The following is a 16,172-nucleotide window of genomic DNA, read 5'->3' on the forward strand; positions in this document are numbered from 1 at the left end:
CGAGCCCCGCGACGGTAGTGGTTGGGGCCGTTAGCGCATCAACAAACTCGATGTCGTCCCGGCGAAGGCCGGGACCCATAGCCCCAGGAAGGAGTCGTGGCGCGAACTGGTAACCACGAGTCTTCGCCAAACCCCTCCCTGTGGTTATGGGTCCCGGGCTCGCGCTTCGCGCGCCCCGGGACGACGCGAGTGCGGCACCCTCTCGAACCACGTTTTCTCCCTTTGAAATTGCTGGCCTTTTGCTAAGAAGCAGGCGAACGTCCGGGCTTGCCTCGCTTGGCAGCCACCGAGGTACGCCATGTCCGCGCCCTCCTCCGTCGTCAGCGATTCCGCCTATATTCGCGCCCGCGCCATGGAGACGCTGTTCGAGCGGCTGGAGCATCTCTGCGAGGGCGCCATTGCGATCGATCGCAACGGGCGGGTGGTCTATGTCAACGAGAAATACGTCACCGCGATCGGCCTCTCGCATGAGTCCGAGGCGCTGGGACGTCCGATCGAGGAGATCATTCCCAACAGCCTGATGCGGCGGGTGGTGGAGACCGGGGAGCCGATTATCCTCGACATCATGGAGCTCGGCGGAGAGCAGCTCGTCGTCACCCGCATGCCGATCGAGGACGAGCGCGGGAATATCATCGGTGCCATCGGCTTCGTGCTCTATGACCGCCTCGAAGGGCTGAAGCCACTGCTCGCGCGCGTCACCCAGCTCGAAAGCGATCTGCGGCTGGCGCGGCGGCAATTGTCGCACGCACGTGCTGCGCGCTTCACTTTTGCCGACTATGTCGGTGCGACGCCAGGGATCGCGCAGGCCAAGGAGCTGGCGGCGCGCGCCGCGCGGCAGAACGTCACCGTGCTGCTGACCGGCGAGACTGGAACGGGCAAGGAGATGCTGGCGCAGGCCATTCACAACGCTTCCTCCCGCGCTGAAAAGCCGTTCGTCAGCGTCAACGTCGCAGCCATTCCCGACACGCTGATCGAGTCGGAATTCTTCGGCACGGCGCCCGGCGCCTATACCGGGGCCGACCGCAAGGGGCGCGAGGGAAAATTCCGCATCGCCGATGGCGGCACGCTGTTCCTCGACGAGATCGGCGAGATGCCGCTCCAGCTCCAGGCCAAGCTGCTGCGCGTGCTGCAGGAGCGCGAGATCGAGCCGCTCGGCTCCGACAAGGTCACCAAGATCGACGTGCGCGTGGTCGCGGCGACCAATGTGGACCTGCACAAGCGCGTCAGCGAGGGCGCCTTCCGCGCCGATCTCTATTACCGGCTCAACGTGCTCTCGATCGGCCTGCCGCCCTTGCGCGACGGTCTCGACGATCTCCCTGACATCTGCGCGCGGCTGCTCGAGGACATCAGCGCTACCGGCGATTACGTCAACGCCAGGATCACGCCGAGTGCGCTTGCCGCCCTTGCCCGCTACGACTGGCCCGGCAACGTCCGCGAGCTCCGCAACATTCTGGAGCGCGCGCTGATCCTGAGCGATTCAGGACGGCTGACCGGCGAGGACTTTGCCCGCATCCTGCCCATCGGCGCAGACACCAGACCGGTGGCGCAGGTCCGCACCGGCGGCACCGTCATTCCCTATGCCGAGGCTGAAGCCGAGTTCGAGAAGCACACGCTCGAACAGGCGCTCGCCGCCAGCAACGGCCAGATATCGGAAGCGGCAAAGATGCTCCAGATCTCGCGTGCGACCTTCTACAAGAAGCTCGCCAAATTCGGCCTCGCCTCGGGACCGGCCTCCGTCTGAGTTTCGAGACAGAGATTGTCCGGAGTCTCAGACTCCGGACACCGCGCACCGCGCGTCCTTTCCGGCGCGGATGCGCGAATTGCCGGGTTTTCAGCCACTTTGCTCTTCTCCATCGCATCTGGCGCGGAGCTTGTTTTTCGCTCTGCACAAAGACGCATGCTGCAAATGCGCACTTGGCAAAAACAGGGAGGACCCAAGATGAGTGGAGCGATCACAGTCAATCAGCTTCAGGCAAAGCAGCCATCGCACGTCACCGTCGCCACCGCGAGCCTGATCGGCACGGCGATCGAGTGGTACGATTTCTTCCTCTACGGCACCGCCGCCGCGCTGATCTTCAACAAGCTGTTCTTTCCGACCTTCGACCCCATGATGGGGACGCTGCTGGCGTTTGCGACCTATGCGCTCGGCTTCATCGCGCGCCCGCTCGGCGGTGTCGTGTTCGGCCACTACGGCGACAAGATCGGCCGCAAGACCATGCTCTATCTGACGCTCTTGATCATGGGCGCTGCGACCGCGGCGATCGGCTTCCTGCCGACCTATGAGACCGCCGGCATCTGGGCCGCGATCCTGCTCGTCGCCTGCCGCCTGATCCAGGGCTTCGGCTTGGGCGGCGAATGGGGCGGCGCCGTGCTGATGGCGGTCGAGCATGCGCCCGAGGACAAGAAGGGCTTTTACGGCAGCTGGCCGCAGCTTGGTGCGCCGCTCGGCCTCGTGCTCGGCACGCTGGTGTTCTCGGTGGTGTCGTCGATGCTGACCGACGCGCAGCTCCTTGCCTGGGGCTGGCGCATCCCGTTCCTGTTCTCGATCGCACTGGTGCTGGTCGGCCTGTGGATCCGCTTCACCATCGCGGAATCGCCGGAGTTCCAGAAGGTCAAGGACACCAAGCAGGAAGTGAAGATGCCGATCCTCGAGGCCATCCGGATGTATCCGAAGAACATCCTGCTCGCGATGGGCGCGCGTTTTGCGGAGAACGGCTTCTTCTACATCTATGCGACTTTCGTGCTGGCCTATGCGACGCAATCGCTCGGCATGAACAAGCAGGACATGTTGAACGGCGTCCTGATCGCGGCCGCGATCGAGACCTTCACCATTCCCGCTTTCGGCGCGCTCTCCGACCGCGTCGGGCGGCGGCCGATCTACATCTTCGGCGCGGTCTTCTCCGCGCTGATGTCGTTCCCGCTGTTCATGCTGCTGTCGACCAAGGAACCGCACCTCGCCTGGATCGCGATCGTGCTGGGACTCGCCATCGGACATGCCGCGATGTACGGCCCGCAGGCGAGCTTCCTGTCCGAGCTGTTCGGCACCAAGGTGCGCTATAGCGGCGTCTCGCTCGGCTACAACCTCGCCTCCATCTTCGCCGGCGCGCTGTCGCCGCTGATCGCGACCGGCCTGATGACGGCCTATGCGCCGGCAACCTGGCCGATCTCGCTGTACATGATCGTGCTCGCGATCATCACCATCGTGTCGGTCTACTTCGCCACCGAAACACGCAAGATAGTTCAGGCCTGAACTGCCTGAGCCATGTCTCGCGCCGCGAGGAGCGGCCTGTTCCAGGACTGCTCCTCGCGCTAAGATCGACGCAAAACGCAACAACGGCATGCGGTCCAGGGATCGGGAGGAACGCCGTGAGCCAGCACCCAGCTCTGCCTTACCTGCGCAATTCCGAGAAGGGCAAGATCGTCACGGCGGCGGAAGCCGTCATGCTGATCCGCGACGGCGACACGGTCGCCACCGGCGGCTTCGTCGGCATCGGCTTTGCCGAGGAGATCGCGATCGCGCTCGAGGAGCTTTATCTCTCCAACGAGGGCGATGCGCCCTATACGCAAGGCAAGCCGCACAATCTGACGCTGGTCTATGCGGCGGGCCAGGGCGACGGCAAGCATAAAGGCCTCAACCATTTCGCGCATGAGGGCCTCGTCCGGCGCGTGATCGGCGGGCATTGGGGCCTTGCCCCGAAATTGCAGCAGCTCGCGATTGCCAACCAGATCGAGGCCTATAACCTGCCGCAGGGCGTGATCACGCATCTGTTCCGCGACATCGCGGCGCACCGGCCCGGCCACATTACCCGCGTCGGCATGGGCACCTTCGTGGATCCGCGCAATGGCGGCGGCAGACTGAATGCGCGTACCACCGAGGACATGGTGGAGCTGATCACAATCGGCGGCGAGGAGTGCCTGCTGTACAAGACGTTTCCGATCCATGTCGGGATCATCCGCGCCACCACCGGCGATCCCGACGGCAATCTCACCATGGAGAAGGAGGCGCTGACGCTGGAAGCGCTCGCCATCGCCATGGCCGCGCATAATTCCGGCGGCATCGTCATCGCCCAGGTCGAGCGCGTCGCCGAGAGCGGCAGCCTCAATCCGCGCCAGGTCAAGATTCCCGGCATCCTCGTCGACTGCGTCGTGGTGGCCAAGCCCGAGCACCACTGGCAGACGTTCGGCACGCAATATAACCCGGCCTTCTCGAGCGAGATCAGGGTGCGTGCCACATCGCTCCCCGCAATGCCGATGAGCGAGCGCAAGATCATCGCCCGCCGCGCCGCCTTCGAATTGAAGGCCAACAGTGTCGTCAATCTCGGCATCGGCATGCCCGAAGGCATTGCCTCGGTCGCCAATGAAGAGCGCATCATCGACCTCATCACGCTGACGGCCGAACCCGGCGTGATCGGCGGCATCCCCGCAAGCGGCATCGACTTTGGCGCGGCGATCAACACGCAGGCCGTGATCGACCAGCCCTATCAATTCGATTTCTACGATGGCGGCGGCCTCGATGCGGCTTTCCTCGGGCTTGCCCAAGTCGATCGCGCCGGCAACCTCAATGTCAGCAAGTTCGGACCGAAGCTTGCGGGCGCCGGCGGCTTCATCAACATCAGCCAGAACGCCAAGGAAGTCGTCTTCGTCGGCACCTTCGGTGCGGGCAAGCAGCACATTGCGGTCAGCGACGGCAGACTGTCGATCGTCCAGGAAGCGAAGTCACGCAAGTTCGTCGATCATGTCGAGCACGTTACCTTCAGCGGCGCCGTCTCGGCGGCGCGCGGGCAGCGCGTGCTCTATGTCACCGAGCGCTGCGTCTTCAGCTTGCGCCCCGACGGCCTCGAGCTCGTCGAGGTCGCCCCCGGCATCGATATCGAGCGCGACATCCTGCGCCTGATGGACTTCAAGCCGCTGATCCCGCGCGACCCCACCCTGATGGACGCGCGCATCTTTCGCGACGATCTGATGGAGCTCCGCGAGCGGCTTCTCACCATCCCGCTCGACCAGCGCTTCACGCTGGACGAGCAGCAGAACCTGTTCTTCGTCAATTTGGAACGCTATCCCCTGCGCAGCAAGGCCGATATCGACGCCATCGCGCGGATCGTCGAGGCCAGGCTCACCCCGCTCGGCCATAGGGTTTACGCCATCGTCAACTACGACAACTTCTCGATCCTCCCCGAGCTGATGGACGACTACTCGGCCATGGTCCGTAGCCTCGTCGACCGCTTCTATTCCGGCGTGTCGCGCTACACGACATCAGGGTTCCTGCGCATCAAGCTCGGCGAAGCGCTGGAAAAGCGCGGCGTAGCGCCGCACATCTTCGAGAGTGCCGCCGAGGCGCAGTCGGATATGCGGCAGGTCGAGGGGACGGACGCACGCGATGATGGCGCGTCACGCGGCGCGCGGCAGGCTCAAAAATGATGCAGACCTTGCATGCGCGGCCTCGGGCAGAAGGTCGAATTGCAATGTTCTTCGCGCCGTGCAAATCGCTATTGCCCAACAAAGTGAATCAGGAGGGATCATCTTGCGTTTACCCGTCATCATAACAACAACCATAGCAACAACGATTCTTGGCCTCGCCGCGGCCACCGCAGCGCGCGCAGATGACCTCAAGATCGCGCTGATCTACGGCAAGACCGGTCCGCTGGAGGCTTATGCCAAGCAAACCGAGACCGGCCTGCAAATGGGTTTTGAATACGCCACCAAGGGCACCATGACGCTCGACGGTCGCAAGATCGTCATCATCACCAAGGACGACCAGGGCAAGCCGGACCTTGCGAAAGCCGCACTCGCGGAAGCCTATCAGGACGACAAGGTCGACATCGCGATCGGCACGACGTCCTCGGCTGCGGCGCTCGCGATCCTGCCCGTCGCCGAAGAGAACAAGAAGATTTTGATCGTCGAGCCGGCGGTCGCGGACCAGATTACCGGCGAGAAGTGGAATCGCTACATCTTCCGCACCGCGCGTAACTCTTCGCAGGACGCAATCTCCAACGCGGTCGCGATCGGCAAGCAGGGCGTCACCGTTGCGACGCTGGCGCAGGACTACGCCTTCGGCCGCGACGGCGTCGCCGCCTTCAAGGAGGCGCTGGCCAAGACCGGTGCGACGCTCGCCGCGGAAGAATATGCGCCGACCTCGACCACTGACTTCACCGCCGTCGGCCAGCGCCTGTTCGACGCACTGAAGGACAAGCCGGGCCGCAAGGTGATCTGGGTGATCTGGGCCGGCGCCGGCAATCCGCTGGCCAAGCTCCAGGACATGGATCCGAAGCGTTACGGCATCGAGCTCTCGACCGGCGGCAACATCCTGCCGGCGCTCGCGGCCTACAAGGCGCTGCCGGGCATGGAAGGCGCGACCTATTACTACTACGACATCCCGAAGAACCCGGTGAACGACTGGCTGGTGGCCGAGCACCAGAAGCGCTTCAAGGCGCCGCCGGACTTCTTCACGGCCGGCGGCTTTGCCGCCGCGATGTCCGTCGTCGCCGCCGTCACCAAGGCGAAGTCGACCGACACCGAGAAGCTGATCACGGCAATGGAAGGCATGGAGTTCGACACGCCCAAGGGCAAGATGGTGTTTCGCAAAGAGGACCATCAGGCGCTCCAGAGCATGTATCACTTCAAGGTCAAGGTCGATCCGAACGTCGCCTGGGCCATCCTCGAGCCGGTGCGCGAGCTGAAGATCGAGGACATGGACGTTCCGATCCGCAACAAGCGCTGAGTTTTCTTGCTTCACCTCCCCCGCTTGCGGGGGAGGTCGGGTGGGGGCTCTATCCTCTTGGGGGTTCTCGTCTGCGGAGACACCCTCTCCCCAGCCCTCCCCCGCAAGCGGGGGAGGGAGTGCAGCGTGAACGCGTATACATCTTCATCTCATCATTCACTCGATCTCCCATGGCCCTGACTCTCGAAACCCGCGACCTCACCATCCGCTTCGGCGGCCATGTCGCAGTCAACAACGTCACCTGTGCGTTCCGCCCAGGCGAACTCACCGCCATCGTCGGCCCGAACGGCGCCGGCAAGACCACCTATTTCAACCTGATCTCGGGCCAGTTGCGCGCGTCGAGCGGCAGCATCTTGTTCGACGGCAGCGACATCACCGAGCACTCGGCGCCGCTGCGCACCCGCGCCGGCCTCGGCCGCGCGTTCCAGCTTACCAATCTGTTTCCCAACCTGACGGTGGAAGAGAACGTCCGCCTCGCGGTGCAGGCGGCGAACGGCACGCATTACGACATGCTGCGGCCGTGGATGGTTCGGCGCGACCTGATCGCGCGCGCAGATAGCATCCTCGACCAGGTGGCGCTCGGCAACCGCCGCGGCGTCGCCGCGACCGCGCTCTCGCATGGCGACCAGCGCAAGCTCGAGGTCGCGCTGATGATCGCGCTCGAGCCGAAGGTCTTCATGTTCGACGAGCCGACCGCGGGCATGAGCATCGACGAAGTGCCGGTCGTGCTCAATCTCATTGCACAACTCAAGCAGGACAGGAGCAAGATCATTCTCCTGGTTGAGCACAAGATGGATGTGGTGCGCTCGCTCGCCGACCGCATCATCGTGCTGCATAACGGCCAGCTCGTCGCCGACGGCCCGCCGGCCGAGGTGATCGCTTCCCCGATCGTGCAGGAAGCCTATCTCGGCGTCGCACCCAAGAAAGCTGCAGAGGGCGCAGCATGACCGAGCTCTTAAAACTCTCCGGCGTGCACACCCATATCGGCCGCTATCACATCCTCCAGGGCATCGACCTCGCGGTCGCCCAGGGGCAGACCACCATGCTGCTCGGCCGCAACGGCGCCGGCAAGACCACGACGCTGCGCACCATCATGGGCCTGTGGCAGGCCTCCTCCGGCGAGATCAACCTCGCCGGCGATCGCATCGAGAGCCGCACCACGCCCGATATCGCCCGGCTTGGCGTCGGCTACGTGCCGGAGAGCATGGCGGTGTTCTCCGACCTCACGGTGAAGGAGAATCTGGTGCTGGCGGCGCGCGACGGCCCGCTCGACGACGCCCAGCTCGACTGGATTTTTGGCTTCTTTCCGGCGCTGCGCCGCTTCTGGCTGTCGCGCGCCGGTAGTCTCTCCGGCGGGCAGAAGCAGATGTTGTCCATCGCGCGCGCCATCATCGAACCGCGCAAGCTCTTGCTGATCGACGAGCCGACCAAGGGCCTGGCGCCCGCGATCGTCATGGCGCTGATCGAATGCCTGAAGGAGATCAAGCGCAAGGGCGCAACGATTCTCCTGGTCGAACAGAATTTCTTTGCCGCCCGCGAGCTCGGCGACAGCGTGCTGGTCATGGACAACGGCAAGATCGTCCATCGCGGCGAGATGGCGGCGCTCGCCGCCGACGTACCGCTCCAGGAGCGGCTGCTCGGCCTGAGCCTGGAGGCGCATCAATGACCGACCTTGCTGCAACCGATCCGCTGCCGAAGCCTAAGCGCGACCTCGCGCCGATCCTGCTGCCGATTGCGCTTGCGCTCGTCATGATCCCCTTCGTCGGCTCGACCAGCTCCTGGCTGACGCTGACCGCCGCGAGCCTCGCCATGGGCATGATGATCTTCATCATGGCCTCAGGGCTGACGCTGGTGTTTGGCCTGATGGACGCGCTGAATTTCGGCCACGGCGCCTTCATCGCGGTCGGCGCCTATGTGGCGACCCTGATCCTGCTACCGTTCGCGGCCGCAATGCAGGCGGATTCGCTTCTGATGAACCTTGCCGTGCTGGCGCCGGCTGCGCTGCTCGCGATGGCGGTGTCCGGTGCGCTCGGCCTCGTCGTCGAGCGCGTGCTGATCCTCCCCGTCTATGGCCAGCACCTGAAGCAGATTTTGATGACGACCGGCGGCCTGATCGTCGTCGAGCAGACGCTTTATGCCGTGTGGGGCCCGCAGATCATCCCGCTGCCGCTGCCCACCTCGCTGCGCGGCTCCTTCATCATCGGCGACGTCGCGATCGCGAAATACCGCCTGCTCGCGATGCTGGTCGGCCTCGTCGTCTTCATCGCGATCCAGCTCGTGCTCAACCGCAGCAAGCTCGGGCTTCTGATCCGTGCCGGCGTCGAGAACCGCGAGATGGTGGAGGCGCTCGGCTATCGCATCCGCCGGCTGTTCCTCGGCGTGTTCATGACGGGATCGGCGCTCGCCGGCCTGGGCGGCGTGATGTGGGCGCTCTATCGCGAGCAGGTCCACGCCTCCATGAGCGATGACCTCACCGTGCTGATCTTCATCGTCGTCATCATCGGCGGGCTAGGCTCGATCGGCGGCTGCTTCATCGGCGCGCTTCTGGTCGCGATGGTCGCCAATTACGGCGGCTTTCTGGTGCCGAAACTCGCCCTCGTCTCCAACATCCTGCTGATGGTCGCCGTTCTGATGTGGCGGCCGCGCGGCCTCTATGCGGTGACCAGCCGATGATGATCCTGTCAGGCGACCCGCCGCGGAGTCGCGTCCTCACCCTCATTCTCGTCGTCATCATCCTGGCGCTGGCGGCGACGCCCTACCTGTTTCCGGGCGCCAAGGCGATGAACGTCGCGGCCAAGATCTGCATCTTTGCGGCGCTGGTCGCCTCCTACGACCTGCTGCTCGGCTACACCGGCTCGGTGTCGTTCGCCCACACGATGTTCTACGGCATCGGTAGCTACGCGATCGCGATCGCGCTCTATTCCATGGGACCGAACTGGACGGCGGTGGTAACCGGTATCGTCGTCGGCCTGCCGCTCGCGGCGCTGCTGGCGCTTGCCATCGGACTGTTCTCGCTGCGCGTCGCGGCGATCTTCTTTGCCATGATCACGCTTGCGGTCGCCTCCGCCTTCCAGGTACTGGCCTCGCAGCTCTCCTGGCTCACCGGCGGCGAGGACGGGCGGAGCTTTCAGCTGCCGGAATTGCTGCGACCCGGCACCGTGCTGATCCCGAAGAGTTTTGCGGGCTTCGAGTTCAACGGCCGCACCCTGACCTTCTACCTGGTCTTCGCAGCATCAGCCCTGATGATCCTCGCGCTGCTGCGCGTGGTGAACTCACCGTTCGGCCGCGTGCTCCAGGCGATCCGCGAGAACCGCTTTCGCGCCGAGGCGCTCGGCTTCCGCACCGTCTTCCACCTCACCTACGCCAATTGCCTCGCAGCGCTGGTCGCCGCCAGCGCCGGCATTTTGAATGCACTTTGGCTACGCTATGCCGGGCCCGACACCTCGCTCAGCTTCTCGATCATGCTCGACATTCTCCTGATGGTCGTGATCGGCGGCATGGGCACGATCTACGGCGCGATCATCGGCGCGACCATCTTCATCCTCGCGCAAAACTATCTTCAGTCGCTGATGGGTGTTGCCTCGAAGGCAGCGGCGGACGCCGGCCTGCCGCTGCTGCCGGGCCTGTTGCACCCGGATCGCTGGCTGTTGTGGCTCGGGCTACTCTTCATTGCCAGCGTCTACTTCTTTCCGACCGGCGTGGTCGGACGCCTGCGCAATGCCGGCGCCAAGCCAGCTAAAGACGCATCGCATTAAGTCGGCATTAACAACGCGGTTGCTCCGTTTCATGTGTGCAACGCGCAAGCTGAAGGCGATGCAGGATAGTCCGCTCTCGCCATCGACCCGGACAATAGCGCCGCCCGATTAAGCCTTAAATAACCGGCTTTCCTAAGGGTTGGGCCATTTGTGCATAGTATGCCTGTTCCCCCAGGGAGGGGGAATGCGCCGGATGTCGTCCAAGATCACGAGCAGAATATCCGCGGCCGCAAAAGGCGGCTGGGACGCTGCCGTTCGGCGCGGACCCGTGCTGTGGCTGACGCTGTGCGGCGCGCTGCTGGTTGCCGGCATCTTCGTCGTCACCACCATGGTGATCGGCGACTTCCGCGAGCGCGCACTCGTCAACAACGAACGCGAGCTGGAGAACACGGTCCTGCTGCTGACCCGCCACTTCGATCAGCAGTTCGAGGATTCCGAGACCGTCGCAGCCGACCTGATCACGCAGATGAACCTGCCTGACATCTCTTCGCCCGAGATGTTCCGCGAGCGCATGTCGAGCGATGAAGCCCGTCGCATGCTCGCGAACAAGATCAGCGCCGTGAACTATCTCGGCGACATCGCGATCTATGACACCAACGGGGACATCATCAACTGGTCGCGAAACGAGCCGCTGCCGAAGCTCAACGTCTCGTCACGCGCCTATTTCCAGACTTTCAAGTCCAATCCCCAGTCCGAGCCGGTGCTGCTGGAGACCGTGCGCAGCCTTCTCATCGGCAAGTGGACCACGGTGGTGGCGCGACGGCTGACCAGCCCGCAGGGCGAACTCCTCGGCGTCATGGTGCGCCGGATCGACCCTGCGAGCTATCAGAAGTATTTCTCCTCCGTCGTGCTCGGCAGCGGCGCGGCTATCACGCTGTTCGACCGCAGCGGCACGATGCTGGCGCGCTACCCGCATGTCGAGGAGTTGATCGGAAAGAGTTACGCCAACGCACCGCTGCTGCAGAAGATCGCGGCCAAGGGCGATCGGCAGACGCTGCGGATCGAGAAGAGCCCGGTCGACGGCCAGGGGCGGCTGGGCGCCGGCGCGCCGCTCGTGCATTTTCCGATCATCATTATCGCAACCAATACGATGGAATCGGCGCTTGCGGATTGGCGCGAGCAAACCCGCTTCTTGATCATCGCGGCCACGCTCGTAGCGACGATCATCGCACTCATCCTCTATTTCATCATCCGCCAGATCAGCGGCCAAAATCGCGCGACGCAAGCGCGGATCGAGTCCGAAAGGCTGCGGCTCGACACCGCCCTGAACAACATGTCGCAGGGCCTGATCCTCTACGACGCCACGGGACACATCGTCACCTGCAACCGGCGCTATGCCGACATGTTCGGCCTATCCACGGACGTCATCAAACCCGGCTGCCACATCCACGAGGCGATGTATCATCGCAAGGAGCGCGGGACGTTCGACGGCAACGTCGAGGAATTTTGCGCCGGCGTCATGAAGATCGTCGCCGAGGGCAAGGTCTCCACGAGTATCCATGAATTCGCGAACGGCCGCGCCTTCCAGGTCATCAACACCCCGCTTGCGCAAGGCGGGTGGGTCGCCACGATCGAGGATATCACCGAGCGGCGAAACCTGGAGCAGGAGCGCGACCGCAATTTCACCTTCCTGCGCGAGATCATCGACCATATCCCCTCGCAGATCACGGTGAAGGACGCCCGCACGCGGCAATATCTGCTGGTTAACCGGATTGCCGAGGAGGTGTTCGGGGAATCGGGCATGACGATCGTCGGCAAGACGGCCTTCGACATTCTTCCACCAGCAGACGCCGAGACCGTCACCCGCGACGACGACGGCCTGCTGCAATCGCCCGAGGGCCTGATCCTGGGTGAGCAGGCCTGGGAAACCAGGACCGGCGACCACCGCTACGTCATCTCCAAGCGCATCGGCATCCGCGACAAGGCCGGCGAGCCGCGCTATATCATCAATGTCATCGAGGACGTGACCGAGCGGCGGCGCGCCGACGAGAAGATCGCGCATATGGCGCATTACGACGCGCTGACCGATCTGCCGAACCGCGTGCTGTTCCGCGAGCAGATCGAGCGCGAGCTCGAGAAGGTCGCCGGTGGCGAGCAGTTCGCGTTGCTCTACATCGACGTCGACGAATTCAAGGGCATCAACGATTCGCTCGGCCATCACGTCGGCGACGAACTGCTGAAGGCGGTCGCGGCCCGCATCCGCACCTGCCTCAAGCCGGGCGACCTCATCGCGCGGCTCGGCGGCGACGAGTTCGCGGTGATTCAGACTGGGATCGAGACGTCCACCGACGTGCTGGCCTTCGTGACGCGGATCCACGAGGCGATCCGGCGGCCCTACCACTGTCTCGGCCATCAGCTCTCGACCGACGCCTCGATCGGCATCGCGCTGGCGCCGCAGGATGGCACCGATCTCGACCAGCTCGTCAAGAATGCCGACCTCGCGATGTACGGCGCCAAGGCAGAAGGCCGCCGCACCTACCGCTTCTTCGTGCCGGCGATGGATGCGTGTGCCAAGGCGCGTCTTGCCATGGAGCAGGATCTGCGCCAGGCCCTGGTCGACGGCGGTTTCGAGCTTCACTACCAGCCGCTGGTCAATTTGCGCTCTGGCGAGGTCTCCGGCTGCGAGGCGCTGCTGCGCTGGCGCCACCCCGAGCGCGGCATGGTCTCGCCGGCCGAGTTCATTCCCGTGGCGGAAGATACCGGCCTGATCAACGAGCTCGGCGACTGGGTGCTGCGTACGGCCTGCACCGAGGCCGCAAGCTGGCCCCGCCACGTGCGGATTGCCGTCAACGTCTCGCCGGTGCAGCTCAAATGCGGAACGCTGGCGCTGAAGATTGCGAGCGCGCTCGCCGCCTCCGGCCTCGATCCGTGCCGCCTCGAGCTCGAGATCACCGAGGCCGTGCTGATCCGCGACGACGAGGCGGCGCTCGCGATCCTGCATCAGCTCCGTTCGATCGGCGTGCGCATCGCGCTCGACGATTTCGGCACTGGCTATTCCTCGCTGAGCTATCTGAAGCGATTCCCGTTCGACAAGATCAAGATCGACCGCTGCTTCGTTGCCGACATCGCCGAGACGAGCGGCGCGCCTGTCATCGTCCAGGCGGTGGTCAACATCGCCAGCGCCAGCGACATGACCACCGTCGCCGAAGGCGTCGAGACCGAGGCGCAGCGCGAGATGCTGCGCAACCTCGGCTGCACCGAGATGCAGGGCTATCTGTTCAGCGCGCCGAAGGCCGCGACCGAGGTACGAAAACTGTTCGGCCCGAGCAGTGCGCAAGTGGCGGCGGTGGCTTGAAGCCGGCGTTTTCCCGCCTCCCCCAAGACCGAATTTGCCGGCCTTGATCGCGGGATTCGGGAGGTTCCGGCCCCGGCGGCGCAGGTCCGCCCGGGGCTGAGAAGGACGCCCGGCAGAGGTTGCCGACCCCGCGCCAATCGGCTAAATGGGGCCCCACTGCACCCGTAGCTCAGCTGGATAGAGCGTTGCCCTCCGAAGGCAAAGGTCACACGTTCGAATCGTGTCGGGTGCGCCAGCAACGGGCCGAAGCACGATTGGACCGGCCAAAGCCTTGCTCAATGCTTGATCGGCTCGAACACCACGATCACGCCGGTGGGCTCCGGCTCGTGCGCCCTGAGGCTCGTCAGTTCCGGATCGCTCCAATCGGCGAGGCTGACGACTTCGCCGGTCCGGCTCTCCATCTCGGATGAGTCAGTGGGCTCCAGCACTTTCAGCCCGCTTTCGTCGACGAAGAACGTGTGGTCTCCGAACAGGTCGTTGAGTTGAGGCACGGCCGGGTGTCCATCGGGAAGCACCTGGGCGCCCAACTGTTTCATGGTCTCCTTGACCTGGATGGCATTCAGCTTCATGAGCCGCTCCATTTCTTGCTGATGCGGTTTTCGACTTGTCCATGGCGGGTTTCGGCCCCTAGGCCAGTCCGCCCGGCTCAGACTCCCGAACAAAGCCCGCGCGCAAATGTTCCTTGGCGAAGCATTCGAGGAGCCCCCGGTTGCACATACCGCGCTTACGGCACGAGATTGCCGCGCTATGTGCACGATTGGGACGATCCGTCGCGGGACGGCCACAGGATGTGGTTAGAGATCGAAATTGGTAGGCAGCATGACCACGTCGCGAATGGTCATGCCCCGTGGCCGCGTCAGCATGAACATCACCACGCTGGCGACTTCGCTGGCCTCGAGCAGGCTCCCGGAGTCCCTCGCTTCCTTCAGCTTCTCCGGCGGCCAGTCCGCGATCAGCGCGGTGATGACGGGCCCGGGCGAAATCGATCCCACGCGGATGCCGTGCTTGAACACCTGGCGCCGCACCGTCTGCACGAAACAGTTGATCGCCCATTTGGACGATGCATAGACGGGCTCCCATGGCGTCGGAAAATGGGCCGCCAGCGAGCTCGTGATGATGACGTCGCCGCTCCGGCGTTCGATCATGTGAGGGAGCACGTCGTGGACGTTCTTCATCACGACGTTGACGTTCAGGTTCAGCATCCGGTCGATCGCGGTGCTGTCGGCATCGACGAGGTCGCCACCAATATACGTGCCCGCATTGGCGTGCAGGATGTCGAGCTGACCGGTCTTCTCCAGGACGCGCGGCAGCAGGGTGGCGCAGTCCTTCGGGTCGAGCAGGTCGATGACGAGTGGGATCGCGGCGTCGCCAAGCCTGTTGCAGATGGCCTTCAGGGCTGCGGCATCGCGGTCGACCAGCACCACGCGCGCGCCCGCGGCCAGCATCGCCTCGGTGCTCGCGAGGCCAATGCCCGACGCAGCCCCCGTCACGACGGCAACCTTGCCTTCCAGATCTTTTGCCAGATCTTTTGCCATGGGTGTTCTCCTTGTTGGGCGCTTCGTCCGGCGCCTGCCGCGGCGTGGCGGTCGTCACTCCCCGCGGTTTTCCCCGACCGACAACGCGCAGATGCGCGAGAGGTGTGCATAGGGCAGGCCCGTCTCCGTGGCCCAGGCGTTGAACTGCGCCTGCACCTTGGCGAGGTCGCCCTTCGACTTCACCTCCTCGGCGATGTCGAGGCCGGCATCGCGCAGGCATGCGACGACGTCCCTGGAGGTGACGAAGCCGTCCCAGCCGACGAAGCGCAGCAGCATCTGGCCGGTGTTGCCCCCGAGCCTGCTGCCGCGCTTGGCAAGGAGATCGAGCAGGCCGACCTCGTCCGAGGACGGCCACTTCGCCAAAAACTTGCCGAAGCTGCCGTGCTCTTTTGCGATCGCCTGCACGAAGGCGGCGTTCTCGCGCACCGACAGGATCTTTGCGCCGTTGCGCACGATGCGGGCGTCGCGCATCAAACCTTCCCAGTAGTCCTCGGGCTGAAAGCTCAGCTTGGCCGGCTGGAAGCGCAGGAAGGCCTGCTCAAAGCCGTCCCATTTCGAATCGATCACACTCCAGGCAAAGCCGGCGCAAAACACCCGCTTGGTCATCTCCGCGAGAATGCGATCGTCAGGCAGTTTTGTCAGCGCCTTTGCATCGGGCTTCGCCGGCAGCAGCTTCTCGAGCTGCCTGGGCCCGCCCTTGCGCTTCTCGGCCCGGGCGCGAATGGTCTTGAACGAGGTCATGCAATCACCAGCCTTGAGGCCGCGCTACGACATCAGACTTCGCCGGGGAGGTCCAGCCCTGGGACACCGGACAGTCGCAGCCGGCAACGCGCCGCAACATGCTTTGACGACCTGCCTTTGGCCACCTT

12 protein-coding genes and 1 tRNA gene are annotated in these 16,172 nt (G+C 64.3%); 10 read left to right on the forward strand and 3 right to left on the reverse strand.

The window, feature by feature from the left end; genetic code table 11:
* Positions 1–298: 298 nt before the first annotated feature.
* The 10 genes from NLM33_RS28805 to NLM33_RS28850 all read left to right on the forward strand — a co-directional run bounded on the left by NLM33_RS28805 (position 299) and on the right by NLM33_RS28850 (position 14,003).
* Positions 299–1,741 (forward strand): sigma-54-dependent Fis family transcriptional regulator, encoded by a 1,443-nt coding sequence (locus tag NLM33_RS28805; protein WP_254101146.1) that lies wholly within the window; start codon positions 299–301, stop codon positions 1,739–1,741.
* A gap of 198 nt (positions 1,742–1,939) precedes the next feature.
* Entirely contained in the window at positions 1,940–3,250 is a 1,311-nt protein-coding gene (locus tag NLM33_RS28810) for an MFS transporter (RefSeq protein WP_254101148.1), read from the forward strand.
* Between the two features lie 116 nt (positions 3,251–3,366).
* Complete coding sequence (locus tag NLM33_RS28815; protein WP_256570562.1) at positions 3,367–5,418, forward strand: acyl CoA:acetate/3-ketoacid CoA transferase; 2,052 nt, start codon at positions 3,367–3,369, stop codon at positions 5,416–5,418.
* A 118-nt stretch (positions 5,419–5,536) separates the two neighbouring features.
* Complete coding sequence (locus NLM33_RS28820) at positions 5,537–6,718, forward strand: substrate-binding domain-containing protein (RefSeq protein ID WP_254105920.1); 1,182 nt, start codon at positions 5,537–5,539, stop codon at positions 6,716–6,718.
* A gap of 170 nt (positions 6,719–6,888) precedes the next feature.
* Positions 6,889–7,665 carry an ABC transporter ATP-binding protein gene (locus NLM33_RS28825; RefSeq protein ID WP_254101150.1) on the forward strand — a complete coding sequence of 259 codons (777 nt, stop codon included), beginning with the start codon at positions 6,889–6,891 and terminating at the stop codon, positions 7,663–7,665.
* A complete protein-coding gene (locus NLM33_RS28830) occupies positions 7,662–8,384 on the forward strand; it encodes an ABC transporter ATP-binding protein (RefSeq protein WP_254101152.1) in 723 nt (240 codons plus the stop codon). Before NLM33_RS28825 ends, NLM33_RS28830 begins: the two co-directional genes overlap by 4 nt.
* Positions 8,381–9,391 (forward strand): branched-chain amino acid ABC transporter permease, encoded by a 1,011-nt coding sequence (locus NLM33_RS28835; RefSeq protein WP_254101154.1) that lies wholly within the window; start codon positions 8,381–8,383, stop codon positions 9,389–9,391. Before NLM33_RS28830 ends, NLM33_RS28835 begins: the two co-directional genes overlap by 4 nt.
* Positions 9,388–10,473, forward strand: coding sequence for a branched-chain amino acid ABC transporter permease (locus NLM33_RS28840; RefSeq protein WP_254101156.1), 1,086 nt, complete (start codon positions 9,388–9,390; stop codon positions 10,471–10,473). Before NLM33_RS28835 ends, NLM33_RS28840 begins: the two co-directional genes overlap by 4 nt.
* 193 nt (positions 10,474–10,666) lie before the next feature.
* Positions 10,667–13,768 carry an EAL domain-containing protein gene (locus NLM33_RS28845; protein WP_371929997.1) on the forward strand — a complete coding sequence of 1,034 codons (3,102 nt, stop codon included), beginning with the start codon at positions 10,667–10,669 and terminating at the stop codon, positions 13,766–13,768.
* 158 nt (positions 13,769–13,926) lie between these two features.
* A tRNA-Arg gene (locus tag NLM33_RS28850) sits at positions 13,927–14,003 on the forward strand.
* Between the two features lie 40 nt (positions 14,004–14,043).
* On the opposite strand, the gene NLM33_RS28855 is transcribed toward NLM33_RS28850, so the two are convergent.
* From NLM33_RS28855 to NLM33_RS28865, 3 genes are all read right to left on the reverse strand, one after another.
* The gene (locus tag NLM33_RS28855; RefSeq protein ID WP_254101160.1) at positions 14,044–14,337 is read right to left on the reverse strand and encodes a hypothetical protein; all 294 of its coding nucleotides are present in this window, start codon (positions 14,335–14,337) and stop codon (positions 14,044–14,046) included.
* 225 nt (positions 14,338–14,562) lie between these two features.
* Positions 14,563–15,303, reverse strand: a complete 741-nt coding sequence (locus NLM33_RS28860) for an SDR family oxidoreductase (protein ID WP_254101162.1) — start codon at positions 15,301–15,303, stop codon at positions 14,563–14,565.
* A 54-nt stretch (positions 15,304–15,357) separates the two neighbouring features.
* Positions 15,358–16,044, reverse strand: coding sequence for a DNA-3-methyladenine glycosylase I (locus NLM33_RS28865; protein ID WP_254101164.1), 687 nt, complete (start codon positions 16,042–16,044; stop codon positions 15,358–15,360).
* Positions 16,045–16,172 lie beyond the last annotated feature (128 nt).

The sequence above is a fragment of the Bradyrhizobium sp. CCGUVB1N3 genome (assembly GCF_024199925.1).
Taxonomy (GTDB): domain Bacteria; phylum Pseudomonadota; class Alphaproteobacteria; order Rhizobiales; family Xanthobacteraceae; genus Bradyrhizobium.